The sequence below is a fragment of the Corynebacterium sp. LK2590 genome (assembly GCF_040946105.1).
Lineage (GTDB): Bacteria > Actinomycetota > Actinomycetes > Mycobacteriales > Mycobacteriaceae > Corynebacterium.
In genome coordinates, this window is record NZ_JAYWMH010000001.1 from 294,321 (window position 1) to 310,429 (window position 16,109).

The window sequence follows — 16,109 nt, forward strand, 5'->3', positions numbered from 1 at the left end:
ATTACTTTACCCGGTATTCACCCGCCACGTGCGGACTCCCAGCCGGGCGGGCGAACTGTGGGCCAGCCCCGGCAGCGGCTAAGATTATCCGCGTATGTCTACCCTCGTGATAATCCCCGGTTCCCCCGCCTTGGTGCGCGAACTCGCGCCCAGCGATGCCGCCGGAGCCCAGTTGCTCGACCACGCCCGCACGGCGCTGTGGCAGGCGGCGGTTAAGCTCCGCGCGAACGACGGGGCGGAGCACGTGCGCGTGCCGGTCGACCTGGTCTGTTCGCAGGCGCCGCGCTGGCGGACCGAGCACGCCGGCTCCTTCGCGGCCTGGGGCGCCCCACACGTCCGGGTCTCGGCCGGGCACTACCTGGCGGAGCTGGTGGCCCGCTACGTCACCGAGCCCGTCGACGGGGTAGAGGTGCGCGCCGTGCGCGAGCACCTCACCGCACCCGATCCGCAGGCCATCACCGTGGTCGTCGTCGACGGCAGCGCCGGGTTAGACGCCCGCGCCCCGCTGGCCGAGCTGCCCGCAGCAGCCGCGGTGCACCAGTGGTGCTGCGAGCTGCTTCGCGGCGGCGTAAACACCTACCCGCCGGAGTGGGACGCGGGCCAGCTGTCCGAGGCCGGCATCGTCGAGCCGGAGCCCTGGCTGGAGCTGGCCGAGTACGCCTCCCGCCGGGGCCTGCGGGCGGCGGAGCTTCTCGCCGCGGACGACTCCCTGGGTGTAGGGCGCTACGTCGCGCGCTGGGAGGTGGCCTAATGCTGCCGACCCCCATTGCCGTGGTGGGGCCGACGGCCTCCGGCAAGTCCGCCCTCGGCGTGGCCCTGGCGCACGCACTCGACGGGGAAGTGGTCAACGTCGACTCCATGCAGCTGTATAAGGGCATGGACATCGGTACGGCCAAGCTTTCCGTCGAAGAGCGCGAAGGCATCCCGCACCACCAGCTGGACGTCTGGGAGGTCACGGAGACCGCCTCCGTGGCCCGCTACCAGGCCGCGGCGGTAGCCGACGTGGAAGACATCCGGTCCCGGGGCAAGACCCCCATCCTGGTCGGCGGGTCGATGCTCTACGTCCAGTCCCTGGTCGACGATTGGCAGTTCCCGCCCACGGACCCGGACGTCCGCCAGAAATACGAAGACCTCCGGCTAGAGATCGGCACGGCCGCCCTGCACGACCTGCTGGCCGAGCGGGACCCGCAGGCCGCCGAGACCATCGAGGACCAGGACCCGCGGCGCACCGTGCGCGCCCTGGAGGTCATCGAGCTGACCGGCCGGCCCTTCCAGGCCAGCCAGCCGCCCAAGAACGCCCCGCCCCGCTGGGGGACCCGGCTGCTGGGCCTGCACGCCCCGGCCGAGTGGCTCAACCCGCGGATTGAGCTGCGCACCCGGCAGATGTTCGCCCAGGGGCTGGTCGGCGAGGTCGAAGGCCTCAAGGAGGTGGGCCTGCAGGCGGAGTCCACGGCCGGCCGGGCCATCGGCTACGCGCAGGTCCTGCAGTACCTCGACGGCCAGCTCTCCCTGGCCGAGGCGGAAGAAAAGACCACCTTCGGCACGCGCCGCTACGTGCGCCGCCAGCGCTCCTGGTTCCGCCGGGACAAGCGCATCTACTGGCTGGACGCGGCCGGCGACACTTTTGCCGAGGCTCAGCAGGCCTTGGGCCTGGGCTAGGAGCCGCGCCGACCCGGGCGCCCCAACCCCGCCCGCTGGGTGCGGGACTCAAGCAGTAGACTCGGTGCCATGCGAGTTAGCAAAGGTCACGGAACCGAGAACGATTTCCTCATCATCCCGAGCTTCGAGGAGCTCGTGGACCTGCCCGAAAAGCGCGTGCAGCGGCTGTGCGATAGGCGCGCCGGGCTGGGTGCGGACGGCATCCTGCGCGTGGTGCGCGCCGGGCAGCTGCTGGAGGCCGGCGAGATCGAGGCGCTGCCCGCCGGGCTGGAGCGCGAGGACTGGTTCATGGACTACCGCAACGCGGACGGCTCCGTGGCGGAGATGTGCGGCAATGGCACCCGGGTCTTCGCGCACTGGCTCAGCGCCCACGGGCTGGTCGATAGCGCCACCTTTAACGTCGGCACCCGCGCCGGCACCAAGAAGGTCACCGTGCATGCTGCCGATGCCACCGACGCCACCGTCAGCGTGCAGATGGGCGAGGCGAAGGTGCTGGGGCTTTCCACCGCGCAGGTGGGCACCCACCGGGTAGCCGGCCTCGGCGTGGACGTGGGCAACCCCCACCTGGCCGCGGTCGTGCCGGGCCTGGAACCCGCCGAACTTGCCGAGTGGGAACTGGGCACCCCGACCTGGGACCCGGAGTTTTTCCCGGCAGGTGTCAACGTGGAGATCGTCACCCCGGCGGCAGACGGCGAGGTGCACATGCGCGTGGTCGAGCGCGGCGTGGGGGAGACGCGCTCGTGCGGTACGGGCACGGTGGCCGCCGCGCGCGCCGCGCTGGCCGATGCCGGCCGCGGGGAAGGCACCTTGCGCGTCCACGTGCCGGGCGGGACCGTGGAGGTCACCATCACCGACGGCGGCTCGGTACTGACCGGCCCGTCGCGGATCGTCGCCGACGGGGAGACGAGCCTCTAGCTGGCCTCGCCCCCCAGGCGGTTGTCGGGGCCCTCGCCGTTGTAGCGGGTGCCCAGCCGCTGGGCAGACCGGCGGGCGTTAATCCAGGACTCCTTGATATCGAGCGCGCGCTGGTCGGTGACCCGCAGCAGCGACTCTAGGTCTTGGGTTTCTAGCTCCGTGCTGGCCAAGCGGGCATTGAGCCGGTTGAGGAAGCGGCGGGCGGAGGCGTACTGGTAGTGGAACCTTTCCACCGCCTCGTCGCCGCAGTCGTAGTCCAGCAGCGCCGGGCGGTGCAGGGTGCGGTCCGCGATGGTGTCGGCATCCTGGGCGTTGCTGAAGTGATCGAATTCGTCCATGACGTCCGTGATGTCTTCCGCCGACAGCTGAATGGAAGAACGCAGCACCCGGTGCTCGTGGGCGTCCGGGCGCATGGAGAGCATGACCCACACCGCGCCGGCCAGCAGGAGCGCGACTATCAGGCCGACCACCTTGAGCAGCCCGATGAGGAAGGCGGCGGCGATGATCGTCAACACGATTGCTAGCGCGCGGCGCTGGCCTGCGGATCGGGGGAAGGGCAGTGGCATGGGGAGGTCACCTCCTTAAAAGGGCGGTCAAATATCGGAAGCTACGAATAAACGGTCGGTACTTTGAGGGTTATCTTACCGTGTGAGACAGTCTTTGGCTTAGGAACAGCCGCAGCCGCCGGAGCCGCAACCGCAGCCGCCGCCGGATCCACACCCGCCCGTAGGGGCGGCCACGCTAGCCGTCAGCAGGGCCGAGCCGGCCAGGACCGTGTTCTTTGCCGGCAGCTCGCCGCCGTCGTCGGGCAGGCAAACATCCAGCGGGAAGGCGCCGTCGAGTACCACGTGGGCAAAGCGCTGGCCGGTCAGCTCGTTGGTCAGCCACTGGCTTTCCATAACGCGCCCGGCGAACTCGAAGGCCGGGGTCGGCGCCTGGGCGCCGGAGCCGGAGGCGATGATCTCCGCGCCGCTGGACTTGGCCACCGCCGGGAACTCGCCGGTTTCGGCCTCAAAGGCCTCGGCGGAGTCGTAGCGGCGGGTCTCCAGCGCCAAGGCGGTCAGGCTGACCTGCTGCCACTGCTGGGTTTCTTCCTCCGCCAGCAGCGGGCCCTGGGCGAGGTTCGCGGTCACCGTGGCTAGCACCGTGCCGAAGGGGTCGATGACCTCCAGGTGGGCGAGCACGTCGTTGACCATGTCGACGTGGGCGAAGGACTGCGTCACGGCGTTGAAGCCGACGAAGGTGGCAAACGGCTCCACGGCGAGGATGTTGAGCTGCGCGCCGCTCGGGTCGGTGAACTGGATGAGCTGCCCGCCGCGGACCTCGCCGGTGACCTGCAGGTGATCGGTGGCGATGGCCGCCTCGACGGCCTGTTGCCAGCGGTCGAAGTTAAAGCCCAAGGCCGCCATTTCCGGCAGCTTGTGTGCCACTCCGGCCGGTTGCCCGGCGCGGGCGGTGGGTACTGCCTGGTTCGGCTGCTGGGGAGAGTCTGGTTTCTCGGCCGCGGGCGTCGGGCCGGACTGGCTGGCATGCGTAGTCATGTCGATATTCTATCCCTCCGTACGCTGGCACTTAAATTCACGCCGCCCGCCCGCCGGGCCTGCCCGCTGCCCCCAGGTGGCACCCCACGGAAGCGGCGGTTTGTAGCTAGCCGGTGTCACTTGGGGTTTAGCGCAGTGACGTGGAAGAATAAGCACCAATATGACTGAATCTTCACAATTTAGTAACGAGCACGAAAAGCTGCTCGCCCACGCCTTCCGCGATAACGCGCCGCAACGGCCCGCGCACGCAGACGAGGAACTAAGCACCGGTGAGATGGACCTGGCAGAGCGCAACGCCCTGCGCAGCGTGACCCGGGAGACCACAATCCGCGCCGAGGACATCACGGATGGCTACGAAGTCGAGTACCGCAAGCTGCGCCTGGAGCAGGTCATCCTGGTCGGGGTGTGGACCGAGGGCACCATCGCTGAGGTCGAGGCCACCCTGGACGAGCTGGCCGCCCTGGCCGAGACCGCCGGCGCCGAGGTCGTCGAGCTCATCTACCAAAAGCGCGACAAGCCGGACTCCGGTACGTTCATCGGCTCCGGCAAGGTCAAGGAGCTCAAGGAGATCGTGGAGGCCACCGGCGCGGACACGGTCATCTGCGACGGCGAGCTCAACCCCGGCCAGCTGGCCGCGCTGGAGCGCGCCCTCAACACCAAGGTCATCGACCGTACGATGCTGATCCTGGACATCTTCGCCCAGCACGCGAAGTCGAAGGAGGGCAAGGCGCAGGTCTCGCTCGCCCAGCTGGAATACCTCTACACGCACACCCGTGGCTGGGGCGGCAACCTGTCGCGCCAGGCGGGCGGCCGCGCCGGCTCCAACGGCGGCGTGGGCCTGCGCGGCCCGGGTGAGACCAAGATCGAGACCGACCGCCGCCGCATCCGCACGGAGATGGCCCGCCTGCGCAAGGCGCTGCGGAACATGAAGACCGCGCGCGAGGTCAAGCGCTCCCGCCGCGCCGCGTCCACGGTGGCGCAGATCGCCATTGCCGGCTACACGAACGCCGGCAAGTCCTCGCTCATCAACGCGATGACCGGGGCGGGCGTGCTGGTGGAAGACGCCCTGTTCGCCACGCTGGATCCGACCACCCGCCGCGCGCAGCTGGGCGACGGCCGCCAGGTGGTCTTCACCGACACCGTCGGCTTTGTTCGCCACCTGCCCACGCAGCTGGTCGAGGCCTTCAAGTCCACGCTAGAGGAGGTGCTGGGCGCGGATCTCATGCTGCACGTGGTCGACGGCTCGGATCCCTTCCCGCTCAAGCAGATCTCCGCGGTCAACAAGGTCATCTACGACATCGTCAAGGAGACAGGGGAGAACCCGCCGCCGGAGATCATCGTCATCAACAAGATCGACCAGGCCGATCCCCTGGTGCTCGCGGAGGTCCGCCACACCCTGGACCGCGACAACGTGGTCTTCGTCTCGGCGAAGACCGGCGAGGGCGTCGACGAGCTGACCACCCGGGTCGAGCTCTTCCTCAACACCCTGGACGCGGACGTCGAACTCCTCGTGCCGTACACCCGCGGCGACGTCGTAGCCCGCCTCCACGAGGAGGGCACCGTGCGCAGCGAGGATTACTCGGAAGAGGGCACGCGGATAAGCGCCCGCGTGCCGCAGCAGGTCGCGGCGGAGTTAACCGAGTTTCGCGTGGATTAACCCCGCCTGGCGCAGGTGATCCATAATGAAGACTCGTGAGTAATATTTTCGGTTGGACCGTCCACGGTGACGGAAAGAAGATCGCCCCGGGGGCCGTGGTCGCCCCGGAAGAACGGCTGAACTGGCCGCGCACCATCGGCATCGGCATGCAACACGTCGTGGCCATGTTCGGCGCCACGCTGTTGGTGCCCACCCTGACCGGCTTTCCGGTCAACACCACGCTGCTGTTCTCCGGCATCGGCACCATCCTCTTCCTGGCGATCACCCGCAACCGCCTGCCGTCCTACCTGGGCTCGTCGTTTGCCTTCATCGCGCCGCTGTCCGCCTCGCAGGCCCAGGGCATCGGCGTGCAGGCCGGCGCCGTGATGTGCACCGGCCTGGCGCTGGTTGTCATCGGCCTTATCGTCAAGGCCGCGGGCAAGCGCGTTATCGATGCCGTCATGCCCCCGGCCGTGACCGGCGCCATCGTCGCCCTCATCGGCCTGAACCTGGCCCCGAACGCGGCTGCGAACTTCTCCAGCCAGCCGCTGGTGGCCGCGGTGACCCTGGTGGTCATCCTGCTGGCCACGGTGGCCGGCCGCGGCATGGTCTCGCGCCTGTCCATCCTCATCGGCGTCGTAGTCGGCTGGGCCTTTGCCGCGCTGACCGGCAACCTGGATCCGTCTGCCGGCGAATCCATTAGGGAGGCCGCCTGGGTGGGCCTGCCGCAGTTCCACGCCCCGGAGTTCAACCTCTCGGCCATCGCGGTGGCCCTGCCGGTGCTGGTCGTCCTCATCGCCGAAAACGTCGGCCACGTCAAGGCCGTCTCGGAGATGACCAACCGGGACCTCGACGACCTGGCGGGCGATGCCCTCTTCGCCGACGGCCTGGCCACCTCGCTGGCCGGCGGCTTCGGCGGCTCCGGCACCACCACCTACGCGGAAAACATCGGCGTCATGGCCGCCACGCGCGTGTATTCCACCGCCGCCTATTTCGTCGCAGCCCTGACCGCCATCGCTCTGGCGTTCATCCCGAAATTCGGCGCCCTCATCTTCACCATCCCCACCGGCGTGCTGGGCGGGGCCACCCTGGTGCTCTACGGGCTCATCGGCATGCTCGGCGTGCGCATCTGGATGGACAACAAGGTCAACTTCAACAACCCGGTCAACCTGACCGCGGCCGCCGTGTCGCTCATCGCCGGAATTGGCAACCTCACCCTCGACGTCTTCGGCGTCACCCTCGAAGGCATCGCCTGGGGCTCTGTCGGCATCATCATCGGTTACCCCATCATGAAACGCCTCTACGACCACGTCGGGGAAGGGCAGAACGCGAAGTACTAGTGCGCAGCTAGGCGAACGCTGAGCGGCCAGTAGAAATGCGCAAAAAGAGTTGGGGCCCAGGACAGCAAAGAACTGTCCTGGGCCCCAGGTTTATCTAAAACCGGGATTGGTGGCCTACTCGGCGTCCAAATCCTGCTCGATGAGGGAAGCGATCTTCTCGACGGCTTCGGAGTTCTCGGAGGTGACGGTGACCTCGTCGCCCTGCTCGGCGCCCAGGGCCATGATCATCAGGGACGAGGCGGCATCGGTCTCGTCGTCATCGTCTTCGCCCACCAGGTTGAGGAAGATGTCCTCATCGAACTCGCCAGCGGCGTCAGCGATGATGGAAGCCGGACGGGCGTGCAGGCCCACGGAGGAACCTACCTTGACGGTCTTGGAAGCCATGATTAATCAATCCTTTCATCGGTTGTTTTCTGCCCCAGTCTACGGCGCGCTAGTTCCGCGTGCCACGCCCCGCGCCGGAGGGCGCGCGACTGTGACGGACGCGGTAGCACCGCGGGGCGTTCCTGCTTTAAGCAGTGACGGGCTCGGCCTGGGCGGCGGCGTCCTTCGCGGCGGCCTCACGCACGGCCTTGTTCGGCCAGAACTGCTTGAGGGCGAGCACGCAGATGGTGGAGACCACCACGCCGGCGATGATCGCCAGGAAGTAGCTGCCGACCGGGGAGATGGCGAAGGGCACGAAGATGCCGCCGTGCGGGGCGCGGGAGGTAACGCCCATGCCCATGGAGATGGCACCGGTGACGGCGCCGCCGGCCATCATGGCCGGGATGACGCGGAACGGGTCGGCCGCGGCGAACGGGATGGCGCCCTCCGAGACGAAGGACAGACCCAGCAGCCAGGCGGACTTGCCGTTTTCCTGCTCCGCCGGGGTGAACAGGTTCTTGCGGATGAACGTGGCCAGCGATAGGGCGATAGGCGGCACCATGCCGGCGGCCATGACCGCGGCCATGATCTCCATGGAGGCCTGGTCGCCGGTGGACAGGCCGGCGGTGGCGAAGAGGTAGGCCGCCTTGTTGACCGGGCCGCCCAGGTCGAAGCACATCATCAGGCCGAGGATAAGGCCCAGCAGGACCGCCGAGGAGCCGGTCATGGAGCGCAGCCAGTTCTGCAGGCCCTCCATGATGCCGGCCAGCGGCGCGCCCAACAACATGTACATCAGTACGCCGACGACCAGGGTGGCGAACAGCGGGATGATCACCACCGGCATCAGGGAGCCCAGCCAGCGCGGGACCTTCCAGCTGCCGATCCACATGGCGACCAGGCCGGCGATGAGACCGGTGACCAGGCCGCCGATGAAGCCGGCGCCCAGCAGCACGGCGATGGCACCGCCGGCAAAGCCCGGGGCGATACCGGGGCGGCCGGCTAGTGCGAAGGCGATATAGCCGGACAGCGCGGCCACGATGAAGCTCATGGCGGCCTGGCCGGTGGCGAAGAGGACCGCGCCCAGGTAGAGCATCATCCCGGAGCGCTGGAATTCCATCATCGCCCCGTCGACCTCAACGGTATTGCCCGGCAGATTGGTCGGGGAGTAGTCGGTGGTAATGGCCTGCCAGCCATTGGCGACGTCGGCGCCGCCGAAGAGGAAGCCGAGCGCCAGCAGCAGGCCGCCGGCGGCCACGAACGGCACCATGTAGGACACGCCGGTCATGATCGCCTGCTGGATGCGCTTGCCCCAGCCCAGCTTGGCGCCTTCCTCGGATTCGCCGGAGGAGGCTGCGGCCGTGCCGCTGACCTTGCGGGCGTTCGGGTTCTGCGCGGCCGCCACGGCCTCATCCAGCATGGTGCCGGGCTCGTTGATGGCGCGCTTGACCCCGGACTCGATCACCGGCTTGCCGGCGAATCGCTCGCGGTCGCGGACCCCGACGTCGGTGGCGAAGATGACGGCATTGGCGGCCTGGATGACGCTGCCGGGCAGCGGCTCCTGGTTGGCAGATCCCTGGGTCTCCACGTGCAGCTCGATATCGGAGCGGGTGTCCGCGTTCTGCGTCAGCGCGTCGGCTGCCATGTAGGTGTGGGCAATACCGGTCGGGCAGGCGGTCACCGCCACGATGCGCGTGACCGCGGCACCGGACGCCGACTCCTGTGCACCGGTGGCAGCAGTGCCGTTAGCAGCAGCGGGACCGGTGACCGCGGTGGCCCCGGCCTGTGCCCCGGCGGTGCCGGCCGCCTCGCTAGCTGGCTTCTTTGGCTTCTTTTCCGCGTTGACCACGCCGAGGACGGCCTCGACGACTTCTTCCGGGCGCTGGGCGGTACGTAGGACCTCGAGGAAGTCCGGGCGGACCAGCGCGCGGGCCAGCTTGGACAGAATCTTCAGATGGGCCTTGCCGCCGCCTTCGGGAGCGGCGATAAGGAAGACCAAGTTCGCGTCACCGTCGGGGCCGGAAAAGTCGACGCCGTCGGCCAGGCGCGCGAACGCCAGGGTCGGCTCGGTGACCGCGGCGGAGCGGCAGTGCGGGATGGCGACCTGCCCGGCCACGCCGGTGCGCCCCTTGGACTCGCGTTCGATGGCTGGCTGGGCCAGGCCGTCGATTTCCGTGGCGCGGCCGGTGGCGTGCACCAGCGTGGCCAGCTCGGTGATGACCGAGTCGACGGAATCGCCGAAGTGGGCATCAAGGGCCACCAGGTCGGCGGTGATGATCTCAGAAGCCATGAGACAGCTCCATTTCTTTAGGATTTCGGGAAAGGATATTTAGTTATCAAGTTCGTCGAGCGTGGTGCCCGCCAGGTCGATCTGGTCTGGCCGGGGCAGGGTGGTACCGGCCAGGCCCGCGGCGGCCGTGCCGTAGGCGACGGCCTGGCGCAGCGCCTCCGGGCGGGTGGTGCCCGCGGTGCGCGCCAGCAGGTACCCGGCGAGAGCCGAGTCACCCGCACCGACGGTGGAGACGACCTCGGAAGCCGGGGGCGTGGCCACCCAGGCACCATCGGCGGTGACGAGTACCGCGCCGGCGCCGCCCAAGGTCACCAGGATTTCGCCGACCCCGCGCTGGACCACGGAGCGGGCCGCAGCCACGACTCCAGAATAATCGCCGCGCGCGGCCTGTTCCTCGAGCGCGAGCCCGTCCTCGCCGGCGAGCTGGCCGAGCTCGAAGCCGTTCGGCTTGAGCAGATCCGGGGCCGCGGTGTCTAGGTTGCGGGCGATTTCCAGCATGGGCTGGTCGGAGGTGTCCACCGCGATCCAGGTCTGCGGGGAGGCGCTGCGCAGGGCCTTGATGAGCGAGGAATACCAGTCAGCCGGGCAGCCCGGCGGCAGGGAGCCGGCCAGCACCACCCAGTCCGCGTTCGCCGAGAGGGCGCCCAACCGCTGGATGATTTCCTGCTGGACCTCCGGACCCACCAACGGGCCTGGGCCGTTGATCTTGGTGGTGCCGCCGGACGGGTCGGTAATCGTCGTGTTTACGCGGATGGTGTGGTCGAGGGGGACCGCCTCGTAGGGCAGCGCGGCGTCCTCGACCAGGGAGAGGAATAGATCCGAGGGGCCCGCGGGAAACAGCGCCACGGTGGGGTGCTCCGCCAGGTACGCGGCGTGGGTGACGTTAATGCCCTTGCCGCCGGCGACTTGGGAGACAGACCGGGCGCGGTGGACCAAACCGGTGGTCAGCGGTTCATCGAGGGATAGGGTCGCGTCGATGCTGGGGTTAGGGGTCAGCGTCAAAATCATGGTGGGTGGTGCTTCCTCCGGCGGGCGCTTCGGCCAGTCGCTCCGTGCCTCCTTGCCGGTTGTCTCTAGCTGCGGGCCTGAGTGCCAGCAGGGGTGAGACATCCGACGGTGCCCGGGACCGAGTGGCCGAGGGGTCAATGTCAACGAACTGTAACGTGTGACAACGTTTGCAGACGTTTACTTTGTATTGTTGCCCGATTATGCCCGTATGTCAATGGGTATATGTGGTTTTCCGTGGGTCTCGGTAGACTGGGCAGAAAGTTGTTCTCTTGCGGAGCCTCGCCGGGGCCTGACGACTCCTGCACCAGTGGGCCGGAGGCGCACTGGACCTAGTTTCGGAAGAGCTCAGAATTCGTTTCTAGTGAGTACTGGCGAGCCTGAGTAGGATTGCCATAAATACGCGTATACCGATCTTGTCTACTTAGTCTTCAGACGTAGGGAGAAGTTTTACATGACCAACACCGACAACACTGGCAGCACCGCCACCACCGGGTCGACGAGCGCTGAAGCTAGCTCGGCTCAAGCGAACGCCGGGCAGCGGGGCACCATCGCGGGCACCGGTGTGGTGGCCGGCGTCGCCTACGCTCCCGCGGTGTGGGTACGTCCCCGCCCGCAGCTGCCGCAGTCCGGGGAAGCCATCGTCGAAGAAGACCAGCGCGAGGCCGAGTTCGCGCGCTTCCAGGAGGCCGCGGAAACCGTCGCGCAGCGCCTCGAGGGGCGTGCGGGAAGCGCCGAGGGGCATGCGGCGGAGGTTCTGAAGGCCACCGCCTCGATGGCGCGGGATAAGGGCTGGCACAAGACGGTGCGCAAGAACGTGCGCGGCGGCAACGGCGCGGAATACGCGGTAGTCGCCGCCACGGACAAGTTTGTCTACATGTTCGAATCCGCCGGCGGTGTCATGGCTGAGCGCACGACGGACCTGAAGGACGTGCGCGATCGCGTCATCGCGGAGCTGCGCGGCGAGGACGAGCCGGGCCTGCCCTACGTCGAAGGCGAGGCCGTGCTGCTGGCCGACGACTTGGCGCCGGCGGATACTGCGACGCTGGACATCGACCGGATCAAGGCCCTGGTGACCGAGCTAGGCGGGCCCACCAGCCACACCGCCATCATCGCCCGCCAGCTGGACATCCCGTGCATCGTGGCCACGGGCGCGAAGCTGCGCGAGCTCAGCGCGGGCGAGTGGCTGTTCGTGGACGGTTCCCGCGGGCTGGTCGAAACCGGCGCGGACGCCGACAGCTCCCAGGCCGCCGTGGCCGAGTACCAGGCCAAGGCCGCCAAGATCGCCCAGTGGGAGGGTCCGGCCCAAACCAGCGACGGCTACCGCGTGCAGCTGCTTGCCAACGTCGCCGACGGCAACGCCGCCCGGCTGGCCGCTGGCACCCAGGCCGAGGGCGTGGGCCTGTACCGCACCGAGCTGTCCTTCCTCAACGCCTCGGAGGAACCGAGCGTCGACGAGCAGGCACAGATTTACTCCAAGGTCTTCAACGCCTTCGGCGACCGCAAGGTCGTCGTGCGCACGCTGGACGCCGGCTCGGACAAGCCGATTAGCTACGCCACCCTCGATGATGAGGAGAACCCGGCGCTGGGCGTGCGCGGCCTGCGCATCGCCCGCGACAACGAGTCGCTGCTGACCCGGCAGCTCGACGCCATCGCCCAAGCCGCCGAACAGCGCCCGGAAGGCGCGCAGACCTGGGTCATGGCCCCGATGGTGGCTACCGCGAACGAGGCCCGCTGGTTCGCCGGCCTGTGCCGGGAACGCAACCTTATCCCGGGCGCGATGATCGAGGTCCCCGCCGCGGCCCTCATGGCCGATACCATCATGCCGCACCTGGACTTCGTCTCCATCGGCACCAACGACCTGACCCAGTACACCATGGCCGCGGACCGCCTGTCGCCGCAGCTGGCGTACCTGACCGACCCCTGGCAGCCCGCCGTGCTGCGCCTTATCCAGCACACCTGCGTGGTCGGCGGCGACAACAACGTTCCCGTAGGTGTCTGCGGCGAGGCCGCCGCGGATCCGATGCTCGCCGCCGTCCTCACCGGCCTGGGGGTTAACTCCCTGTCGGCCGCCTCGACCGCCGTTGCCGGCGTGGGCGCGCAGCTGGCCGAGCTCAGCCTCGAGGACTGCCGCAAGATCGCCGCCGCAGCCGTGTCCTGCGAAGGCCCCTCGGAGGCGCGCGACAAGGTCCGCGAACTCATTGAGGAGCTCGCGCAGCCTGAGGTCGAAAGCTAACGGCCCCGGCAGTCCAACTAAACAACCCGGCCGAGCCGCCGCCTTAACGCGGGGCTTGTGCCGGGTTGTTTGTATTGGAGGGGGTTAAGCGTCGACGATGACCACGGTGATCTCGCGCTCGCGCAGCGCGTCAACGAAGCTTTGCGGTGCCGCCGAGTCCGTGATGACGACGTCGATGTCCGAAATCTTGGCGAAGCTGACCAGGTAGTCGTTGCCCAGCTTGGAAGAGTCACACAGGACCACAACCTTTCGGGCGTTGGTCACGAACGCGGCCTTGATGGCCGCCTCCTGGGCGTCTGCGGTGGACAGTCCGTGATCCAGGGTCAGGGCGTTGGTGCCGATGAACGCGACGTCGGCGCGCAGCAGCGCCATGGTGCGCAGGGCGGTATCGCCGACCACGGCCTGGGTTATGCCGCGCACCGTACCGCCCAGTAGTTGTACGTCCTTGATGCCATTATTGGCCAGCGACAGGGCAATGGGCAGGCTGTTCGACACGATCGACAGTTGGTTGGCCAGGGGACTCGCTGCGATGAGATCGCTTAGCGCGTTCGTGGTGGTGCCGGCGTCCAGGAAGATGCTGCCCGGGGTCTCGGGGAGGAATTCGAGGGCCGCCTCGGCGATCGCGGATTTCGCCCCGGTGGCCGAGCGCGAGCGCGTGTCCAGGGTGAACTCGGCGGTCTGGAAGGTCTGCGAGGCCACCGCACCGCCGTGGACGCGGTGGACGACGCCCTCGCGGTCCAGGACGGCCAGGTCGCGGCGGATGGTCTCGGCGGTGACGTCGAATTTATGGGAGAGTTCCGTGACATTGACGCGTCCCTCGACGGCGGTGAGGGACGCAATCTGCCGACGGCGTTCTTCTGCATACATTGGGTAGTTCTCCTCGGTCCGTGGGTACGCGCGCGGATGGGCGCGCGCACACGGTGAAATGGGTCTACTCAAATTGTTCCAGAAAAACCGCGTGGGCAAACACAAACAGAAAAACCCAAGCACCCGGTTCTTGGGTTGCTTGGGTATTTCTTGAGGTAGATCGGGCAAATCGGAACTACGGCCATGAGGCGGGAGTGACCTTTTGCATGCCCCGCTACCTCAGAAAGGGGGAATAACGCGGAATGTTCCGGGGAATTAGAGCTTGCGCATCACGGAGACGACCTTGCCCATGATTTCCGATTCCTCCCCGTTGATAGGGGAATAGGCGTCATTGTGGGGCAGCAGCCACACCCCGGTGGAGTCGCGGTGGAACTCCTTGACGGTGGCTTCCTCGCCCTCCAGGAGGGCTGCGACGAAGTCGCCTTCCTCCGCCGTGGACTGCGAGCGGACGATGACCCAGTCCCCGTCCAGGATGCCGGCGTCCCGCATGGAGTCGCCGACGACCTGCAGCATGTAGAGATCGCCGCCGCCGACGACCTCATCCGGCATGGGGTAGTAGGTGTCGATGTTTTCCTCGGCCGTGATGGGGGTCCCGGCGGCAATGCGCCCGACGACGGGGATGTAGCTGACCTGGCCGGCATCGGGCGGGGTCTGCGGGAGATCCGCGGACTTGCTGGCCTTCTCGGCCTTCGCGTCTTCCTTCTCGGTGTTGAGGTGGCGGACATCGACGGCGCGCGGCTTGTTGGGATCGCGCCGCAGGAAGCCCTTCTCCTCCAGCTGCTTGAGCTGGTAGGCCACCGAGGAGGTCGACTGCAGGCCGGCGGCGTCACCGATCTCGCGGATGCTCGGCGGATAGCCGCGCAGGAGTACGGCGTCGTGAATGACCTCGAGGATGCGCCGCTGGCGGGCGCTTAAGGAGTCGAGTGTCGGTTTTTGTGAGGATTTGCTGGGTCGGGCCATGGTCTTTAACTCTCCAAGTTGACTAGCAGGTCGGTTAGTGGGGGACACAGGCGCTGCGGGCCCGCGAAAATTCCTACCTTCCTTTCTAGCACGAAATGTACAAATGTTCGAGATCTTCGCCCGTGCGCTAGACAAATTTTGGGAACCCTGCTATAAATCGAACACAGAACCTAATTCGAACATTCGAACGAAGGAAAGTCGGTGCCATGTCGGGGTCCGGATTTAGACTCGGTGGCACCAAGGAAAGGAAAGATTACTATGACTCTCGCATTTGATGACCGCCGTATCGCTAACACCGAATTTGCAGCTTACCGCACCGGTTCCCGCACCCCTTCCGTGGTGCCCGCGGCCGCGGTGTGGGAGCCATCGGTCCGAGATTTCGGGGATCGGCAGGGCGCGCCCGCCTGGTCGGGGCACGGCCCGGCTGGCGTGGGGTCGCGCTATTCTCGAACGCTCACGCTAGATAATCGAACAGACCGTCGTTCGCAGCCCGCGCTGAGCGCCGAGGATTTCGCAGGGCAGCCGCGCGGGATGGTCTCCGAGCAGGGGCGCCAGAAGGGCAACTACGCGCTCGGCGCTGTGTTCGGATGTGCAGTCTTCTTGGGCACGCTGGCGGCGGGCATGGGGCTTGTTGACGGCCCGGAGTCCGCCAGCTCGATGGGAGCCGTGGACAGTGCCATCACCCAGCAGGCTCACCTGAACTAGGCCGCGGTCCGGGCACTCGGCTTTCCCATCGCCGCGCGCAGTAGACTGGTAAGGCATCCGCGTGGTCCGCTGGTGCGGATGAAACCGGGAAGCTAGAAAGATACGGGGAGCGAGCCGAGTTGTATTGCCCATTTTGTCACCACGAACAGTCACGCGTCATCGACTCCCGCGTCGTTGACGCGGGTGCTTCCATCCGCCGCCGGCGCGAGTGTTCTTCGTGCCGGGGCCGTTTCACCACGGTCGAAAAGGCGGTGCTGTCCGTGGTCAAGCGCAACGGCCTGTCCGAGCCGTTTAGCCGCGACAAGCTGATCCGCGGCGTGCGCCGGGCCTGCCAGGGCCGTGATGTCTCGGACGACGCCTTGAAGCGCCTGGCCCAGGAAGTGGAGGAGACCGTGCGCAGCCACGGCAGCTCCCAGATCAACGCCAACGATATCGGCCTGGCCATCCTCGACCCGCTGCGCGACCTCGACGAGGTGGCGTACCTGCGCTTCGCCTCCGTGTATAAATCCTTCGACAGCGCGGATGATTTCGAGTCGGAGATCCGCCTGATGAAGCGCCGCGACCGGAGCAACTTCTAGGCTTCGGCCGCGGCAGC

General features: G+C 67.5%; 15 protein-coding genes. 8 read left to right on the top strand and 7 right to left on the bottom strand.

Features of this window, described 5'->3' with window-relative positions:
• Window positions 1-94 precede the first annotated feature (94 nt).
• From VVR85_RS01360 to dapF, 3 genes are all read left to right on the top strand, one after another.
• Window positions 95-751 carry a hypothetical protein gene (locus tag VVR85_RS01360; RefSeq protein WP_368519174.1) on the top strand — a complete coding sequence of 219 codons (657 nt, stop codon included), beginning with the start codon at window positions 95-97 and terminating at the stop codon, window positions 749-751.
• A complete protein-coding gene (miaA, locus tag VVR85_RS01365) occupies window positions 751-1,659 on the top strand; it encodes a tRNA (adenosine(37)-N6)-dimethylallyltransferase MiaA (protein ID WP_409338160.1) in 909 nt (302 codons plus the stop codon). The genes VVR85_RS01360 and miaA overlap by 1 nt, the downstream gene beginning before the upstream one ends.
• Window positions 1,660-1,728: 69 nt before the next feature.
• Complete coding sequence (dapF, locus tag VVR85_RS01370; RefSeq protein WP_368519175.1) at window positions 1,729-2,574, top strand: diaminopimelate epimerase; 846 nt, start codon at window positions 1,729-1,731, stop codon at window positions 2,572-2,574.
• Here the strand turns inward: dapF and VVR85_RS01375 are convergent.
• Both VVR85_RS01375 and VVR85_RS01380 read right to left on the bottom strand, forming a co-directional pair.
• The gene (locus tag VVR85_RS01375; protein ID WP_368519176.1) at window positions 2,571-3,140 is read right to left on the bottom strand and encodes a hypothetical protein; all 570 of its coding nucleotides are present in this window, start codon (window positions 3,138-3,140) and stop codon (window positions 2,571-2,573) included. The genes dapF and VVR85_RS01375 overlap by 4 nt on opposite strands.
• A gap of 99 nt (window positions 3,141-3,239) precedes the next feature.
• Window positions 3,240-3,983 (bottom strand): hypothetical protein, encoded by a 744-nt coding sequence (locus tag VVR85_RS01380; RefSeq protein WP_368519420.1) that lies wholly within the window; start codon window positions 3,981-3,983, stop codon window positions 3,240-3,242.
• A gap of 292 nt (window positions 3,984-4,275) precedes the next feature.
• On the opposite strand from VVR85_RS01380, the gene hflX reads away from it, so the two are divergent.
• Both hflX and VVR85_RS01390 read left to right on the top strand, forming a co-directional pair.
• Complete coding sequence (hflX, locus tag VVR85_RS01385) at window positions 4,276-5,772, top strand: GTPase HflX (protein ID WP_368519177.1); 1,497 nt, start codon at window positions 4,276-4,278, stop codon at window positions 5,770-5,772.
• Window positions 5,773-5,807: 35 nt separating this feature from the next.
• Entirely contained in the window at window positions 5,808-7,091 is a 1,284-nt protein-coding gene (locus VVR85_RS01390; RefSeq protein WP_368519178.1) for a uracil-xanthine permease family protein, read from the top strand.
• A 114-nt stretch (window positions 7,092-7,205) separates the two neighbouring features.
• On the opposite strand, the gene VVR85_RS01395 is transcribed toward VVR85_RS01390, so the two are convergent.
• The 3 genes from VVR85_RS01395 to VVR85_RS01405 all read right to left on the bottom strand — a co-directional run bounded on the left by VVR85_RS01395 (window position 7,206) and on the right by VVR85_RS01405 (window position 10,749).
• The gene (locus VVR85_RS01395; protein WP_070768454.1) at window positions 7,206-7,475 is read right to left on the bottom strand and encodes an HPr family phosphocarrier protein; all 270 of its coding nucleotides are present in this window, start codon (window positions 7,473-7,475) and stop codon (window positions 7,206-7,208) included.
• Between the two features lie 127 nt (window positions 7,476-7,602).
• On the bottom strand, window positions 7,603-9,741 hold the full coding sequence (locus tag VVR85_RS01400) for a fructose-specific PTS transporter subunit EIIC (RefSeq protein WP_368519179.1): 2,139 nt from the start codon (window positions 9,739-9,741) through the stop codon (window positions 7,603-7,605).
• 39 nt (window positions 9,742-9,780) lie between these two features.
• The gene (locus VVR85_RS01405; protein WP_368519180.1) at window positions 9,781-10,749 is read right to left on the bottom strand and encodes a 1-phosphofructokinase family hexose kinase; all 969 of its coding nucleotides are present in this window, start codon (window positions 10,747-10,749) and stop codon (window positions 9,781-9,783) included.
• A 451-nt stretch (window positions 10,750-11,200) separates the two neighbouring features.
• Here VVR85_RS01405 and ptsP point away from each other — a divergent pair, with 451 nt between their 5' ends.
• The gene (gene ptsP / locus VVR85_RS01410) at window positions 11,201-12,982 is read left to right on the top strand and encodes a phosphoenolpyruvate--protein phosphotransferase (RefSeq protein WP_368519181.1); all 1,782 of its coding nucleotides are present in this window, start codon (window positions 11,201-11,203) and stop codon (window positions 12,980-12,982) included.
• Between the two features lie 84 nt (window positions 12,983-13,066).
• Here ptsP and VVR85_RS01415 read toward each other — a convergent pair whose 3' ends face one another.
• On the bottom strand, window positions 13,067-13,849 hold the full coding sequence (locus VVR85_RS01415; RefSeq protein WP_368519182.1) for a DeoR/GlpR family DNA-binding transcription regulator: 783 nt from the start codon (window positions 13,847-13,849) through the stop codon (window positions 13,067-13,069).
• 255 nt (window positions 13,850-14,104) lie between these two features.
• On the bottom strand, window positions 14,105-14,857 hold the full coding sequence (gene lexA, locus VVR85_RS01420) for a transcriptional repressor LexA (RefSeq protein WP_409338159.1): 753 nt from the start codon (window positions 14,855-14,857) through the stop codon (window positions 14,105-14,107).
• A gap of 210 nt (window positions 14,858-15,067) precedes the next feature.
• Between lexA and VVR85_RS01425 the strand changes: the two genes are divergently transcribed.
• Together VVR85_RS01425 and nrdR are read left to right on the top strand one after the other, a co-directional pair.
• The gene (locus VVR85_RS01425) at window positions 15,068-15,514 is read left to right on the top strand and encodes a hypothetical protein (RefSeq protein WP_368519184.1); all 447 of its coding nucleotides are present in this window, start codon (window positions 15,068-15,070) and stop codon (window positions 15,512-15,514) included.
• A gap of 119 nt (window positions 15,515-15,633) precedes the next feature.
• A complete protein-coding gene (gene nrdR / locus VVR85_RS01430) occupies window positions 15,634-16,092 on the top strand; it encodes a transcriptional regulator NrdR (RefSeq protein WP_368519185.1) in 459 nt (152 codons plus the stop codon).
• The last annotated feature ends 17 nt before the right edge of the window (window positions 16,093-16,109 follow it).